The organism is Noviherbaspirillum sp. (assembly GCF_036563305.1).
Lineage (GTDB): Bacteria > Pseudomonadota > Gammaproteobacteria > Burkholderiales > Burkholderiaceae_D > Noviherbaspirillum.
On sequence record NZ_DATCMQ010000004.1, the window covers coordinates 96,881 to 111,205 of the forward strand.

Annotated in this window: 15 protein-coding genes; 9 read left to right on the forward strand and 6 right to left on the reverse strand. The window is 66.5% G+C overall.

The window, feature by feature from the left end; genetic code table 11:
- The first annotated feature begins 53 nt into the window (after positions 1 to 53).
- The 4 genes from VIM12_RS01395 to VIM12_RS01410 are packed head-to-tail and all read left to right on the forward strand — an operon-like array spanning position 54 to position 2,850.
- Entirely contained in the window at positions 54 to 1,271 is a 1,218-nt protein-coding gene (locus tag VIM12_RS01395) for an MFS transporter (protein ID WP_331939815.1), read from the forward strand.
- Positions 1,272 to 1,280: 9 nt separating this feature from the next.
- Positions 1,281 to 1,406: a hypothetical protein gene (locus VIM12_RS01400; protein WP_331939816.1), complete on the forward strand. Its 126-nt coding sequence runs from the start codon at positions 1,281 to 1,283 to the stop codon at positions 1,404 to 1,406.
- Positions 1,397 to 2,584, forward strand: a complete 1,188-nt coding sequence (locus tag VIM12_RS01405; protein ID WP_331939817.1) for a pyridoxal phosphate-dependent aminotransferase — start codon at positions 1,397 to 1,399, stop codon at positions 2,582 to 2,584. Before VIM12_RS01400 ends, VIM12_RS01405 begins: the two co-directional genes overlap by 10 nt.
- A 38-nt stretch (positions 2,585 to 2,622) precedes the next feature.
- On the forward strand, positions 2,623 to 2,850 hold the full coding sequence (locus tag VIM12_RS01410; RefSeq protein WP_331939818.1) for a DUF3717 domain-containing protein: 228 nt from the start codon (positions 2,623 to 2,625) through the stop codon (positions 2,848 to 2,850).
- Positions 2,851 to 2,901: 51 nt separating this feature from the next.
- Here VIM12_RS01410 and VIM12_RS01415 read toward each other — a convergent pair whose 3' ends face one another.
- Positions 2,902 to 4,395, reverse strand: a complete 1,494-nt coding sequence (locus VIM12_RS01415) for a B12-binding domain-containing radical SAM protein (RefSeq protein WP_331939819.1) — start codon at positions 4,393 to 4,395, stop codon at positions 2,902 to 2,904.
- 439 nt (positions 4,396 to 4,834) lie between these two features.
- Positions 4,835 to 6,496, reverse strand: a complete 1,662-nt coding sequence (locus VIM12_RS01420; protein WP_331939820.1) for a long-chain fatty acid--CoA ligase — start codon at positions 6,494 to 6,496, stop codon at positions 4,835 to 4,837.
- Positions 6,497 to 6,754: 258 nt separating this feature from the next.
- Here VIM12_RS01420 and VIM12_RS01425 point away from each other — a divergent pair, with 258 nt between their 5' ends.
- The 3 genes from VIM12_RS01425 to ygiD all read left to right on the forward strand — a co-directional run bounded on the left by VIM12_RS01425 (position 6,755) and on the right by ygiD (position 9,606).
- The gene (locus VIM12_RS01425) at positions 6,755 to 7,906 is read left to right on the forward strand and encodes a patatin-like phospholipase family protein (RefSeq protein ID WP_331939821.1); all 1,152 of its coding nucleotides are present in this window, start codon (positions 6,755 to 6,757) and stop codon (positions 7,904 to 7,906) included.
- Between the two features lie 47 nt (positions 7,907 to 7,953).
- Positions 7,954 to 8,565 (forward strand): glutathione transferase GstA, encoded by a 612-nt coding sequence (gstA, locus tag VIM12_RS01430; protein WP_331939822.1) that lies wholly within the window; start codon positions 7,954 to 7,956, stop codon positions 8,563 to 8,565.
- Between the two features lie 198 nt (positions 8,566 to 8,763).
- The gene (gene ygiD, locus VIM12_RS01435) at positions 8,764 to 9,606 is read left to right on the forward strand and encodes a 4,5-DOPA dioxygenase extradiol (protein WP_331939823.1); all 843 of its coding nucleotides are present in this window, start codon (positions 8,764 to 8,766) and stop codon (positions 9,604 to 9,606) included.
- Here ygiD and cysE read toward each other — a convergent pair.
- A complete protein-coding gene (cysE, locus tag VIM12_RS01440; protein WP_331939824.1) occupies positions 9,594 to 10,454 on the reverse strand; it encodes a serine O-acetyltransferase in 861 nt (286 codons plus the stop codon). The genes ygiD and cysE overlap by 13 nt on opposite strands.
- Before the next feature lie 277 nt (positions 10,455 to 10,731).
- Here cysE and VIM12_RS01445 point away from each other — a divergent pair, with 277 nt between their 5' ends.
- Entirely contained in the window at positions 10,732 to 11,202 is a 471-nt protein-coding gene (locus VIM12_RS01445; protein WP_331939825.1) for a metallophosphoesterase family protein, read from the forward strand.
- A gap of 40 nt (positions 11,203 to 11,242) precedes the next feature.
- Here the strand turns inward: VIM12_RS01445 and VIM12_RS01450 are convergent, their stop codons facing one another.
- Complete coding sequence (locus tag VIM12_RS01450; RefSeq protein WP_331939826.1) at positions 11,243 to 11,515, reverse strand: hypothetical protein; 273 nt, start codon at positions 11,513 to 11,515, stop codon at positions 11,243 to 11,245.
- A 217-nt stretch (positions 11,516 to 11,732) separates the two neighbouring features.
- Here VIM12_RS01450 and VIM12_RS01455 point away from each other — a divergent pair, with 217 nt between their 5' ends.
- Positions 11,733 to 11,981, forward strand: coding sequence for a DUF1272 domain-containing protein (locus VIM12_RS01455; RefSeq protein ID WP_331939827.1), 249 nt, complete (start codon positions 11,733 to 11,735; stop codon positions 11,979 to 11,981).
- 74 nt (positions 11,982 to 12,055) lie between these two features.
- Here VIM12_RS01455 and VIM12_RS01460 read toward each other — a convergent pair whose 3' ends face one another.
- Complete coding sequence (locus VIM12_RS01460; protein ID WP_331939828.1) at positions 12,056 to 13,699, reverse strand: NAD(P)/FAD-dependent oxidoreductase; 1,644 nt, start codon at positions 13,697 to 13,699, stop codon at positions 12,056 to 12,058.
- 122 nt (positions 13,700 to 13,821) lie between these two features.
- Positions 13,822 to 14,268: a PA2169 family four-helix-bundle protein gene (locus tag VIM12_RS01465; protein ID WP_331939829.1), complete on the reverse strand. Its 447-nt coding sequence runs from the start codon at positions 14,266 to 14,268 to the stop codon at positions 13,822 to 13,824.
- Between the last annotated feature and the right edge of the window lie 57 nt (positions 14,269 to 14,325).

Consider the following 14,325-nt stretch of genomic DNA (forward strand, 5'->3'; position numbering starts at 1 on the left):
ATTTTTGCTTTGCGCTACACTCGTCGGCCTGTACGCCACTCCCGAAAATCGCCATGCTGACCGCTACCCGCCCGCCGCAACTGAAGACCGTACTCATTGCCGGCGGCGTCGTGCTGACGATGGCCATGGGCGTCCGCCACGGCTTCGGCTTCTGGCTGCAGCCGATCTCGCAGGCGCACGGCTGGACCCGGGAAACCTATTCCCTCGCCCTCGCGCTGCAGAACCTGATGTGGGGCGTCTTCGGCCCGTTCGCCGGCATGGCCGCCGACCGTTTCGGCACTGCGCGCGTCGTGATCGTCGGCGCCCTGCTCTACGTTGCCGGGCTGGTCTGGATGGCGGCCGTATCAAACCCCACCGCCTTCGTGCTCGGCACCGGCCTGCTGATCGGCGCGGCGCTGGCCTGCACCGCCTTCGGCGCCATCAGCGGGATCGTCGGCCGCACCGCGCCGGAATCGCGGCGCTCCTGGGCCTTCGGCATCTCGTCGGCGGCAAGCTCGTTCGGCCAGTTCGTCATGATGCCGATCGAACAGCAGCTGATCTCGGCGGCGGGCTGGCAGGGCGCCTTCTATGTACTGGCTGCCCTGGTCGCCCTGCTGATGCTGCCGATGGCATTCGGCCTGCGCGAGATGCCGGCGGAGAAAACCAGCGGTCCGCAGCAGAGCATCTGGGAGGCCACGCGGGAAGCCTTCGCCTACCGTCCCTTCCTGTTGCTGGTGGCCGGCTACTTCGTTTGCGGCTTCCAGCTGGTGTTCATCGGCGTGCACATGCCGGCCTATCTGAAGGACAAGGGAATGACGGATCCCTCGGTCGCGGTGATGGCGCTGGCGCTGATCGGCCTGTTCAACATCTTCGGTTCCTACTACGCCGGCAAGCTCGGCGGCTTCCTGCCCAAGCGCTACCTGCTGTCGAGCATCTACTTCACCCGCGCGATCGTGATTGCACTGTTCCTGCTGGCGCCGCTGACTTCCTGGTCCGTGTATGTGTTCGCCTGTGCGATGGGCCTGCTCTGGCTGTCCACGGTGCCGCTGACCAACGGCGTGATCGCGGGCATCTTCGGGGTCAAGTACCTGTCGATGCTGTCCGGCTTCGTCTTCTTTTCCCACCAGGTCGGCAGCTTCCTCGGGGTCTGGCTGGGCGGCTACATGTTCACCCGCGACGGCAACTACAATACCGTCTGGATCATCACCATCGCGCTCGGCGTGTTCGCGGCGCTGGTCAATCTGCCAATCAACGAAAAGGCCATCGAGCGTCGCCAGCCGGCACTTGCCTGAGGAATTGCCATGGGACTGATGAAACGCGCGCTGCTCTACGCCCTGCTGGCGGCGGTGCTGGCGCTTGCGTTCGTCGGCTACCTGCGTCCCGCCTTCGTCGTCGATCTCGCCAACCGCATCGTCCTATGCTTCTGAATCTTCCGCAGGCCCGCCCGGTCGTGCAAAGCCTCGGCGCCTCGCGCATCCGCGAAGTGGCGAACGCCGGCATCGGCCTGTCCGATGTCCTGCCGTTCTGGTTCGGCGAACCCGACCAGGAAACCCCGCGCTTCATCCGCGACACCGCCAAGGACGCGCTCGACGCCGGCGACACCTTCTATACCCACAACCTGGGAATTGCGCCGCTGCGCGCTGCAATTGCCGCCTACCTTTCGACACTGCACCGTCCGCTGTCGGCGGAGCGGGTGGCCGTCACCTCCTCGGGCGTATCGGCGCTGATGCTGCTGGCGCAACTGATCGTCAGCCCGGGCGACCGGGTGGTGGCGGTGACGCCGCTATGGCCGAACCTGGTGGAAATCCCGAAGATCCTCGGGGCCGAGGTAGTGCAGGTTCCGCTGCGCTTCGGCCAGACCTGGGAGCTCGACGTGCAGCAGCTGCTGGATACCCTCACGCCGGGCACCCGCGCGGTGCTGCTGAATTCGCCCAACAATCCGACCGGCTGGGTGATCGGCGCCGACCAGCAGGAGCAGATTCTTGCGCACTGCCGAAAACACGGCATCTGGATCCTCTCCGACGACGTGTACGAACGCCTGGTCTACGACACGCCGCCCGGGACGCGTGGCTGCGCCCCGTCCTTCCTCGATATCGCGGCGCCGGAGGACCGGCTGGTCAGCGCCAACAGCTTCTCCAAGTCCTGGCTGATGACCGGGTGGCGCCTCGGATGGGTGGTGGCGCCGGAAGCGCTGATGGGCGACTTCGGCAAGCTGGTCGAGTACAACACTTCCTGTGCGCCCGGCTTCGTGCAGCGGGCGGGTATTGCCGCCGTCGAGCGTGGCGAGGATATCGTCGCCCACACCATACAGCGCTACCAGGCCGCACGCGACTTCCTGTACACCCGGCTGAACGCGCTGCCCGGTGTCGCCACACCCCGCCCGAAGGGCGCCATGTACCTGTTCTTCCGCGTCGACGGCGTGCAGGACACCCTGGCCCTGTGCAAGCGGATGGTCAGCGAAGCCGGGCTCGGCCTGGCGCCGGGGAGCGCCTTCGGCCCGGAAGGCGAAGGCTATGTGCGCTGGTGCTTCGCCAGCTCCATCGAGCGGCTGGACGAAGGCGCACGGCGGCTGGAGAAATTCCTGCAAGGCCGGCGGGGCGCCTGACGACAAGCCCGCCGGCCCGGCTGCCGTAAAATACGCCGATGGACATTTCCCTCTCTGAACTCGAACAGGCGATCAACCACTGGCGCGCGCTGCGGCCGTCGACAGGGGAAGAGCATGCGCTCTCGCCGGAAGTCAACACGCTCGCCACCGTCTACGCGCTGATGATCTACCAGAAGAGTCGCAGCGTGCCGGAAGCCGCGCTCGCGCCAGCCGTGCGGCAGCTGCTGGAAAGCTGGCGCAAGACGCGAGTCGTCCAGCCGGGCTGACCGCGGAATGATGCGCGGACCCGCGCCAGCGGAATCTGTCGCACTTGCCGCTCAAGCGGCAAGATGGCGCGCTTGGCGCCGCGGCGCCGCTTCGGCAGGCGCAGGCTTGGGCTTCCGGTGCAGCCGGTGCGCCTGCCCGGCATAGTCGCTCTCGACCAGCGCCCGCGCTTGCGCCGCATTTAGTCCCCTTTCGCACAGCCATTCCCCCACGAGCGCCGCCAGCCGGTCCAGTGCGATGCGGTGCGTGGCGTCGGTGTTGCGGTACAGCCAGTCCGACAACGCGAGGAAATTGGCGAATGGGGCGTCCGCAAGCAGCACCGGCAGCGTATGGGCAAAGCGCCCCGAATTCGCCACCAGGTCCCAGTAGCGGGCGAAACGCTGCAGGCGCTGCATGGTATTGAAGTCGATCCGGTCGGTTGCCAGCACGGTGTACGGCGGCGCCGGGTCGAAGACCATGCCGTAGGCCTCGGTATGCCGGATGATCGGGGTGCCCCGCAGGCGCTTGAGGATGCCGAACTGGATCTCGTGCGGCGCGAGGGCGACGAGGCGGTCGAAGCCGCGGGCGAAGCTCTCCAGGTCCTCCCCCGGCAGCCCGGCAATCAGGTCCACGTGCAGGTGGGCGTGCGAGTGCATGCGCAGCCAGCGGATATTGTCGGCGGACTTCTCGTTGTCCTGCTTGCGGCTGATCGTCGCCTGCACCGCCGGGTTGAAGCTCTGGATGCCGATCTCGAACTGCAGCGTCCCCGGCGGAAACCTGCTGATGGCCTCCTTCAGCGCCTCCGGCAGATGGTCGGGCACCACCTCGAAATGCGCGAACACCGGATCGTCCGGATGCGCCTCCAGCTTGTCGAGGAAGAACTGCATGATGCGCAGGCTGGCGCGGATGTTGAGATTGAAGGTGCGGTCGACGAACTTGAACAGCCGCGCGCCGCGCGCGTGCAGGCCCTCCAGCGCGGCCAGGAACTGGTCGAGATCGAACGGCCACGCCGTCTTGTCCAGCGACGACAGGCAAAACTCGCACTTGAACGGACAGCCGCGCGACGCTTCGACATACAAGGTCCGGTGCGCAATGTCCTCGTCGCTGTAGCTGGCATACGGCAGCCGGATCTCTTCGAGCCGCGGCTGCACCCCCGCATGGATCTTCATCAGCGGCTGCGGCCCGTGGAGAATCTGTCTGCACAGCGCGGGGAAGGTAACGTCGCCCCAGCCGGTGACGAGGAAATCCGCCAGCTGCACGATGGGCTGCTCCCCGGGCTCGTACGACACCTCCGGTCCGCCGAGCACGATCCTGACCTGGGGCGCCACGCGCTTGAGCATCGCGACCACGCGGGTGGTTTCCTCGACGTTCCAGATATACACGCCGAAGCCGACGATGCGCGGCTGCTTCTCCAGCAGGCGCTCGACCACGTCGGCGGTCTTCGCGCCGATCACGAACTCCATCAGCTGCGTTTGCGGCTGCAGCTCGGCCATGTTGGCGTAGAGGTAGCGCAGGCCAAGGGAGGCGTGGGTGTAGCGGGCGTTGAGAGTGGAGAGGAGGATGGTCATGGTGGGGGGCTTGCGGGGCACAAGGGGCATTTTACGCTTTTCTCTTTGGCGCCCGGATGGTGACCAGGGTGGACTTGATCATGTCGCTTGCAGGGCGAACCGGCAGCGGGAAGCGAGAGTAGTTTGTCTCCGGCCCGCACAAGTTTGTTTCGCAAAGCGGCACTTCCAAGGCCAACTTCAACCACCATCCCTACTGCGCGTTGCGTGAATAGTGCGCTTCCTCATAGCCGTCGGCAATGGTTCAAGTACGCAAACGATCCAGCAATGCCAGGTTGCCGGGGTTCAAAGATGCAGTTGCAGTGGCAGTTTCCCTCGAGCGAAAGAGGAACAGCTCTGGCAATAAAAAAAGTCGTCTCGACGGCAGACGACTTTCTTACGCAAGGCAGGCACAAAGGCATCGAAGAGAAGCAGTACCGAAAGCACTGCTCGAACAGCCAGGTTACCCCTTCGCCATCTCCTTCTCCTGCAACGCCCTCCACATCACCTTCCCCGTTGCCGACTTCGGCAACACTTCTACAAACTCCACCATCTTCGGCACCTTGTAGGCCGCCATTTTCTCCTGCGCCCATTTGATGATGTCCTCGGCGACCGCATCCGCGCCCGCCCGCTTGACCACCACCGCCTTCACCGTCTCGCCCCGATAAGGATCGCGCGCAGCGATGATGCAGCACTCCTGCACCGCGGGATGCTGGTACAGCATCGACTCCACCTCCGCCGGCCAGACCTTGAAACCGCTGGCGTTGATCATGCGCTTGAGGCGGTCGGTGAAGAAGAAGAAACCTTCCTCGTCCATGTAGCCGAGGTCGCCGGAGCGGAAGAAGCGCTTGCCGTCGAGCTCGGCGAACGACTCCTCGGTCTTCTTCGGGTCGTTCCAGTAGCCCTGGAACACCTGCGGCCCGTTGATCCAGATCTCGCCGACTTCGCCCTGCGGCAGCTCCTTCAGCGTGACCGGATCGACGATGCGGGAGTCGACGTTCAGGTAGGGCACGCCAAGGCATTGCTGCTTCATGCGGTTGGGCGGGTTCACGTGGGATGCCGCCATGGTCTCGGACAGGCCGTAGCCTTCCATGTACTGCTGGCCGGTGAGGTCAAGCATCTTCTGCGCAATTGCGGCAGGCATGGCGGCGCCGCCGCCGGAGATGCGCTTGAGGCCGGAGATGTCGTACTCGGACAGGCGCGGGTTCGACAGGAAGTCGATCATCATGGTCGGAATCAGCGTCCAGGTGGTCACCTTGTAGCGGGTGATCAGCTGGCCGGCGGCGTCGCGATCCCAGCGCGGCAGCACGACGATCGCGCCGCCGGTATAGATCATCGCGTTCATCACCGATTGCATGCCGGTCACGTGGAAGAACGGCAGCACCGCCAGCGTCACATGGTCGGGCGCCATCGGGCCGGACCAGGTCGGGCTGGCGACCGCGTTGAACATCACCGAACGGTGGGTATGGACGCAGCCCTTGGGCTTGCCGGTGGTGCCGGAGGTGTACGGCATGCAGGCCAGATCGTCGGGCCCGGCGAGATGCGGTCCCGGCGCCTGCTGCTCGGCCAGCGCCTGGGTCCAGGAGATGATGCCGTCGGTCGCCGGGAACGCATACGGCGCGCGCACGAAATCAGGCAGGTTCAGATCGGTCTGCGTGCGCACGTAGTCGGCGTAGGCGGCGACCACGCCATGACGCAGGCTGCCCTTGCCGACCAGCGGCGCGACGCGCGCGAAGATCTCCTGCGAACCGATCACGACCTTGGCGCCGCTGTCCTCCACATAGTGCTGCAGCTCGTCGGTCATCAGCATCGGGTTGACCGGCACCACCATCGCGTCGGCCCGCATGATTGCGTAGTAGGCAATGATGAACTGCGGACTGTTCTGCATGTCGAGCAGCACGCGGTCGCCGCGCTGCACGCCGCAGACCTTCTGCAGGTAACCGGCAAGCGCCAGGACATCAGCATGCACTTCTGCATAGGACAGCACGGTGTCATAGAAGATGATCGCCGGGCGGGACGGGTAGCGCAGCGCGGATACCTGGAGATTGGTGTAGACGCTGGTGTCGGGCGTGGAAATGGCGTGCGGCATGCCCGTGGGCCAATGGGCGTGGTGCAGGGTGTTCATGTGTCTCCGTATCTGTTTTTTTGTAGTCGGGAAAGCGATTATAGGCCGTGACCGTACAGGTTGCAGGACGGCGGCATTTGTGCTCGAGGGCACCATTCTGCATGCTGCCGGCGCCGCGCGTCAGGGCCACGCCCATTCGCTTTGATCCCGGTTAAACATGCGTTTTACGCGGCGCCAAACAGGCACCGCGATGGTGCAGCGCGGGAACCATCCGGTGCCAGGCCTGCCTACCTGTTCCACTGCTGGACGGGGAATGCCATGCAATCCAACATCAAGCCCTTTGGCGGCCGTCCGCGCATCGCGCTTGTGCTGCAGGGCGGAGGCGCGCTCGGCGCCTACCAGGCCGGGGTTTACCAGGCAATGCACGAGCACGGGCTGGAACCGGACTGGGTGGTCGGCACGTCGATCGGCGCGATCAACGCCGCGCTGATCGCCGGCAATGTGCGCGGACGACGGGTCGAGCGACTGAAGTCCTTTTGGGACGAGGTGGCGCACCGCGACCTGCTCGACATGCGCAGGGTGCCCGACGTTGTGCGGCGCTTCAACATCCTGATCACCACCTTTCATGCGCTTGCCGCCGGGGTGCCGGGCTTCTTCACACCGCGCTGGGCAAGTCCGTTTGCCTTCGGCCTGCCCGTCGCGCCGGACGAAGCGAGTTTCTACGACACGCGCGCGCTGGAGCAGACGATGGCGCAGCTGGTGGACGTCGACTACCTGAATGCGCCCGGCGGCATGCGGATGACGGTCAGTGCGATCCGGGTCACCTGCGGCCGCCTGGAAAATTTCGATACCGCGCGCGGCTACGTCGGCCTGCCGCATGTGATGGCGAGCGGCGCCTTGCCGCCGGGGTTCCCGCCGGTGCGGGTGGACGGCGACCTGTACTGGGACGGCGGCCTGTACTCGAATACGCCGCTGGAGATGGTGCTGGCCGACGAACCGCGGGTGAACACCACCTGCTTCATGGTCGACCTGTGGAGCGCGGAGGGGCCGGAGCCGGTGACGCTGGAGCAGGTCCATACGCGGCAGAAGGACGTGATGTATGCATCGCGTTCGCGCCGGCATATCGACGCCTACCTGCGCGGGCATTGCCTGCGCCGGCTGGTACGCCTGCTGCGCGACAAGGTGCCCGAGGGCGCGCTGAGCGACGAGGAGCAGCGCGAACTGGATGCCGTCGGCGCCGACACCACGATGCACATCGTGCGCCTGGCCTATGCCGGGCGCGACTGGCAGATGGCGTCGAAAGACATCAACTTCTCGCGCGGCTCGATCGAATGGCGCTGGGAACAGGGTTACCAGGACGCGCTGCGCGCGATCGAGGATGGCGCCTGGCGCCGGGCGACGACGGAGGGCGGCGGCGTTCTGGTGCACGAGACCACGCCGGACGGGCAGGCCAATCGCCTCTCCGGCTGAGGCCGCAACGCAGTCATTCCCTGGCACTGCAACGATACGGAGGAAAGATGAAACTCTACTACGCCCAGGGTGCATGCTCGCTGTCGCCGCACATCGTGCTGTGCGAGGCCGGCCTGCAGTTCGACATCGAGAAAGTCAGCCTGCGTGACAAGACAACGGAAGCCGGCAACGACTACAACGACATCAACCCCAAGGGTTACGTGCCCGCGCTGCAGCTTGACGGCGGCGAGATGCTCACCGAAGGTCCGGCGATCGTGCAGTACATTGCCGACCAGGTCCCGGACCGCCGGCTGGCCCCGCCGGCGGGAAGTCTCGAGCGGTACCGGCTGGTCGAGTGGCTCAGCTTCATCTCCACCGAAATCCACAAGACCTTCTCGGGCTTCTTCAAGCCCGACACCCCGGACGCCGCAAAGCAGGTGTTGCACACGCAGCTCGCGCGCCGCTTCGACTACGTCGAGCAGCAGCTGCAGGGACGCGACTACCTGAGCGGCGACACGTTCAGCGTGGCCGATGCCTACCTGTTCACCGTCGTCAGCTGGAGCAAGCCGCTGCAGATCGACCTCGCCCGCTGGCCCAATATTCAGGCTTACCTGCAGCGTGTCGCCGCGCGCCCCGCGGTGCAGGCGGCGCTGCAGGCCGAAGGCCAAAGCCGGCATTAAGGAGCAAGCGCGCCGGAACAGCAGCGTCCCGCTGCCGCGTCCGCCACGCCGGCGGGCACGAAAGTCCCCGCTACCGCGCTGCAGGCGGATCCGGTTCTGCCGGCGCAGTCCCTGCCGCCCCTCGTCCGGAGACAAGGATCACGCGCCGTGCGCTCCTGCGCCCGATGGACTACAGTGTCATCGAAAGGAAGGGTGGCAATGGCAAACGACAGCGGCGGCCGCATGCCGGCAATATTCATCGGGCACGGCAGCCCGATGAATGCACTGGAGGACAATCGCTGGACGGCTGCATGGCGTAACCTTGCCGTCGCGATGCCGAGGCCGAAGGCCATCGTCGTCGTCTCTGCCCACTGGCTTACAAACGGCACGGCCGTGACGGCGATGCCGTTCCCGCCGACCATCCACGACTTCCACGGATTTCCGAGGGCGTTGTTCGACATGCGCTATCCGGCGCCGGGCGACCCGCTGCTCGCGCGTCGCATACAGGCACTGCTGGCGCCGGTCGAGGTCGTGCCGGACCGGGAATGGGGACTCGACCACGGCACATGGTCGGTGCTTGCCAGGGCCTTCCCCGCCGCCGACATCCCGGTGCTGCAGCTCAGCATCGACGCCACCCGCCCGGCGGCGTGGCACCTGGAAACCGGAAGACGGCTTGCGGCCCTGCGCGAGGAAGGCGTGCTGCTGATGGCAACCGGGAACGTCGTGCATAACCTGCGCATGATGCGCCGGGACGGCGAGCCGTACGACTGGGCCCGGCGATTCGACGACAGGGTGCGCGAACTGCTGCTGGCCGGCCGGGTCGATCAGCTCGCGTCTTATGCCGATTGGGGCCAGGACGCGCTGCTCTCCGTGCCGACCGCCGAGCATTTCCTTCCGCTGCTGTACGTGGCGGGCGCCCTGCAACCGGACGAACGGGTCGAAATCGCCGCCGACGGCTTTGCCCTCGGCGCCATCAGCATGCTCAGCGCTGTCGTGGGCCCCATCGACGCCGACAAGGAAACCGGCGCGGCGCCGGCCGGCGGCACGGGCTACAGCGTCTGATCCATTTCCTGCGACGGACAGCTGTCGGCCTGGTGGCGGCGCACCACACGCGCCGGCACCCCTGCCACCGTGCAATGCGGCGGCACCGGGTGCAGCACCACGCTGCCGGCGGCCACCTTGCTCATCGCGCCGATCTCGATGTTGCCGAGAATGGTGGCGCCCGCGCCGATCATGACGCCGGTGCGGATCTTCGGATGGCGGTCGCCATGCTCCTTGCCGGTGCCGCCCAGGGTCACGTTCTGCAGGATGGACACGTTGTCCTCGATCACCGTGGTCTCGCCGATCACGACGCCGGTGCCGTGGTCGATCATGACGCCCGCGCCGATCCGTGCGGCGGGGTGGATGTCGACGGCAAACGTGACGGATGCCTGGTTGGCCAGCGCGAACGCCGCTTCACGACGCCCGCCTTGCCACAGCGCATGGGCGATGCGATAGGCCTGCAAGGCCTGGAAGCCCTTGAGGTTGAGCAGCACATGCAGGTAGTCGGGACAGGCGGGGTCGCGCTCCTGCACCGCCAGCAGGTCGGCGGTAAAGCGCCCTACCGCATCCGGGTGCTCGGCCAGCACCGATCCCATCAGGTCGCAAAGCGCTTCCTCGTCCAGGTCTGCGCAGGCCATGCGGCGCGCGAGGATCGCCGCCAGCGCCGCCGGCAGCGACCTGTGCGCCAGCACCAGCGACTGCAGCCGCGCCCGCAGCAGCGGTTCCCGGCCTGCAGCCTGCTCTGCGGCCTGGCGTATTGCCGACCAAAGCAGGGCGGCGTCCGGCTGCGCGTCTTCGCTCATCACGAGCACGGGGCGCGACGAGGCTGGCGCGTCGAGGCGACGCTGGCTGGCTTGTGCTCCATCCATGGCTTTCCTTTCCTGCGCCGTCAGGCGGCGCCCTAAAAACACGATGGCCGCAGGTTTTTCAACGCTGCGGCCATCGGACTCTGACGAAATGCGCACCCGCTATTCGGCAAGCCCCGGTGGCCGCCGAAAACAACAAGTCAACAGGGAAACAAGTCGTGCGCGCATGCGTCTAAACGAAAAATGGATATGAATATGCGGATCCTGCTGTCGGGACCATTAGAGCATATTTCCGGCGTCGCCGCGCGGCGGCGACAGGGGCAGGATGCATACAACCGACATGAAAAAACTACGCATCGGGGTTATCTCGGACACCCATAATCTGCTGCGGCCGGAGGCGCGCTTCGCGCTGGCGGGAGTGGACCGCATCATCCACGCCGGGGACATCTGCGGCCCGGCGGTCCTGGAGCAGCTCGCCGCCATCGCGCCGGTCCTGGCGGTGCGCGGCAACAACGACCGCGGCGACTGGGCAGAGGACCTGCCGCATCGTCTGGTAGAGGAGATCGGGGGCGTGCGGGTGCTGGTGGTGCACGACAAGGCGGACGTCGGCGCAGCGGACGCCGCGTCCGGCGCCATGGTGGTGATCACCGGGCATTCACATCGGCCGAATATTGCCAGGGAGGGAGGCGTGCTCTATCTCAACCCTGGCAGCGCCGGGCCGCGCCGATTTCGCCTGCCGGTATCGCTGGCCATACTGGAGATTGCGGACGGCACCCCCACGGCCCGGGTGCAAATGCTCGAGGTGGACTGAAGAGATGGACCGGGCGCCGGTACGGCAGCCGCCGCCATCGTCAGTGCAGGATGCCCTTGAACGGTTCGTTCTCCAGCAGATGCGCCCGGTCCGGGCATAGCGGCTCGGGCGGCAGCTGCATCTCGGCCTGGGTGCCCTTGATGCTGTTGCGGAACATCGCGGCGCCGACCAGCAGCAGGCGCTGCATGTCCTGTTCGGAGATCCGCGACTGCAGTTCATCGACGGTGGCGGCAAAGGCCTTGGCCACCCCTACCGGATCGACATCCTCGGTCTCGACCTGCGTGATGAAGTTGAGTATTTCGGCGCGGTCCATGTGTCTCCCCTGTTGGCTACTCGCTGCGGGCGCGTCCGGCCACAGCATGTGCAACGCCATCCCCGGCGGGAGCGGCGCGCACGGTGCCCAAGTGTGACACCGTGCCGTCGTGCCGGTTCAGGGCGTGCCGCGGATATCGGTATCCGTCCTGCCCCTGCCTCCGCTCGGGACGCGGGGCATTCGGTTAAGATGGCCTCCCGACACGAAGGAGGATCACATGCTGCAACTGCGACCGAACTGCGAATGCTGCAACAAGGACCTGCCGCCGGCGACCACCGAGGCGCGCATCTGCACTTTCGAATGCACGTTCTGCGCCGAGTGCGCCGATGTGCGGCTGAAGGGCGTATGCCCCAACTGCGGCGGCGAGCTGCTGGCGCGTCCGCGGCGGCCGGCCGAAAAGCTGGCGCGTTATCCGGCATCGAACGAGCGGGTGTACAAACCGGAAGGGTGTGCAGCGGCGCAGTAGCAGACAGGTTTTCACCCCGCAATCACCGCGGTCGCCGCGTCTCGCTGCAGCGGCGTCACTGCGTTACGCGCCGCCTAGTAGAGCTGCTCGCCCTGCTGCGCGCCGCCGCGCACGTCGGTATGGCCGAGCATGCTCAGCGCAAGCGCCTCCGCCACCTTGATCCCGTCCACCGCGGCCGACAGGATGCCGCCCGCGTAGCCGGCGCCCTCGCCTGCCGGGAACAGCCCGCGTGTATTCAGACTCTGGAAGTTGTCGAGGCGCTTGACGCGCACCGGGGACGAGGTGCGGGTCTCGACGCCGGTCAAGACCGCGTCATGCAGCGCGTAGCCGCGTATCTGCCGGTCGAACGCCGGCAGCGCTTCGCGGATCGCCTCGATCGCATAATCGGGCAGGGACGGACCCAGGTCCGTCATGTGCACGCCCGGCTTGTAGGATGGCTGGACCGAGCCGAGTTGCGTGGACGCCCTGCCGGCCACGAAATCGCCGAGCAGCTGGCCGGGCGCATCATAGGTGCGCCCGCCGAGCACGAAGGCCCGCGACTCCAGCTCGCGCTGGAAGTCGATGCCGGCCAGCGGATGGCCCGGATAGTCCTCGGGTGTGATGCCGACCACGATGCCGCTGTTGGCGTTGCGCTCGTTGCGGGAGTACTGGCTCATGCCGTTGGTCACCACGCGCTCCGGTTCCGACGTCGCCGCGACCACGGTGCCCCCCGGGCACATGCAGAAGCTGTAGACCGAGCGGCCGTTGCGCGCGTGGTGCACCAGCTTGTAGTCCGCGGCGCCGAGCAGCGGATGGCCGGCAAACTTGCCGAAGCGGGCGCGATCGATCAGCGACTGCGGATGCTCGGCACGAAAGCCGATCGAGAACGGCTTGGCCTCCACGTAGACGCCGCGGTCGTACAGCATCTGGAAGGTATCGCGCGCGCTGTGGCCGACCGCGAGCACCACGTGGCCGGTGGCGATGTGCTCGCCGCCTTCCAGCACCACGCCCCGCATCTGCCCGTTCTCGATGTCGAGGTCGACCACCCGGGACTCGAAGCGGAATTCGCCGCCGAGCGACTCGATGGTGGCGCGCATCGCCTCCACCATCTTGACCAGCCGGAAGGTGCCGATGTGCGGCTTGCTCACGTACAGGATCTCTTCGGGCGCATGGGCCTTCACGAATTCGGTCAGCACCTTGCGTCCGTAGTGCTTCGGGTCCTTGATTTGGCTGTGCAGCTTGCCGTCGGAAAAGGTGCCGGCGCCGCCCTCGCCGAACTGCACGTTCGATTCCGGGTTGAGCTCGCGCTTGCGCCACAGCCCCCAGGTGTCCTTCGTGCGCTCGCGCACCACCTTGCCGCGCTCCAGCACCAGGGGCCGGAAGCCCATTTGCGCCAGGATCAGCGCGGCGAAGATGCCGCAGGGGCCGAAGCCGATGACGACCGGCCGCTCCTTCACCGCGGCCGGCGCCTGGCCGACGAACTTGTAACTGGTGTCCGGCGCGATGCCGACATGCGCGACGGGGCCGAGCCGCGCCAGCAGCGCCGCCTCGTCCCGCACTTCGACATGCAGCGTGTAGACGAGCGTGATCGCGCTACGCTTGCGGGCGTCGTAGCCGCGCCGGAAGATGGTGAAACCGAGCAGGTCCTGCGCAGGTATCTGCAGGCGTTCCAGGATGGCGGCGGTCAGGTCCGCCTCGGGATGGTCGAGCGGAAGGATTACGTTGGTCAGTCGCAGCATGCGGGGTATTCCGGGTAGATGGGGCCGGCCGGCCCTGCCGGGCGGCGGCGCGCCGGCATGGAGTGCATCGCCTGCGCCGGCAGGCCGCCATTCTACCCCAGCCCCCTGCTGCGGAGGCGGCCTCAGCCCCCGTACTGGTCGCGCAGGCTCTTCACCTGGTCATGGTTCTTCAGCACGCCCTGGTACTGCTTCTCGATCATGCTGCGGATCTCGGCCGGCAGATCCTTCTTCAGCGCCGCCTGGTAGCTGGATTTCGCATAGTCCTCGCCGCGCTCGCATTCCTGCAGGACGGCCTTGTCGTCCTTGCCGGTCAGCATGGACTTGACGTCGAGCCAGCGGCGGTGGATGGCGCCGCCCAGTCCGCTCGAGGTCTCCGGGTTGCCGCCGTGGTTGCGCACTGCCTGCTGCAGCTCGAGCACGGCTGCCGCGCAGCTCTGCGCCCGGTTGGCAAAGAAGGTCTTCAGGGAAGGGTCTGTCGCGTGGTCGGCGCAGCTGCGGAAGCCGTCTTCGCCGTCCTTGCTGGTTTCGATCAGGTCGTTCAGGGTCGAGATGATGTCGTCGTTGTTCATTTGTGCTCCCGTTTCGATTGAAGGGCGCAGGCGCCCGGCCGGCGTGGCCGGGGGCTG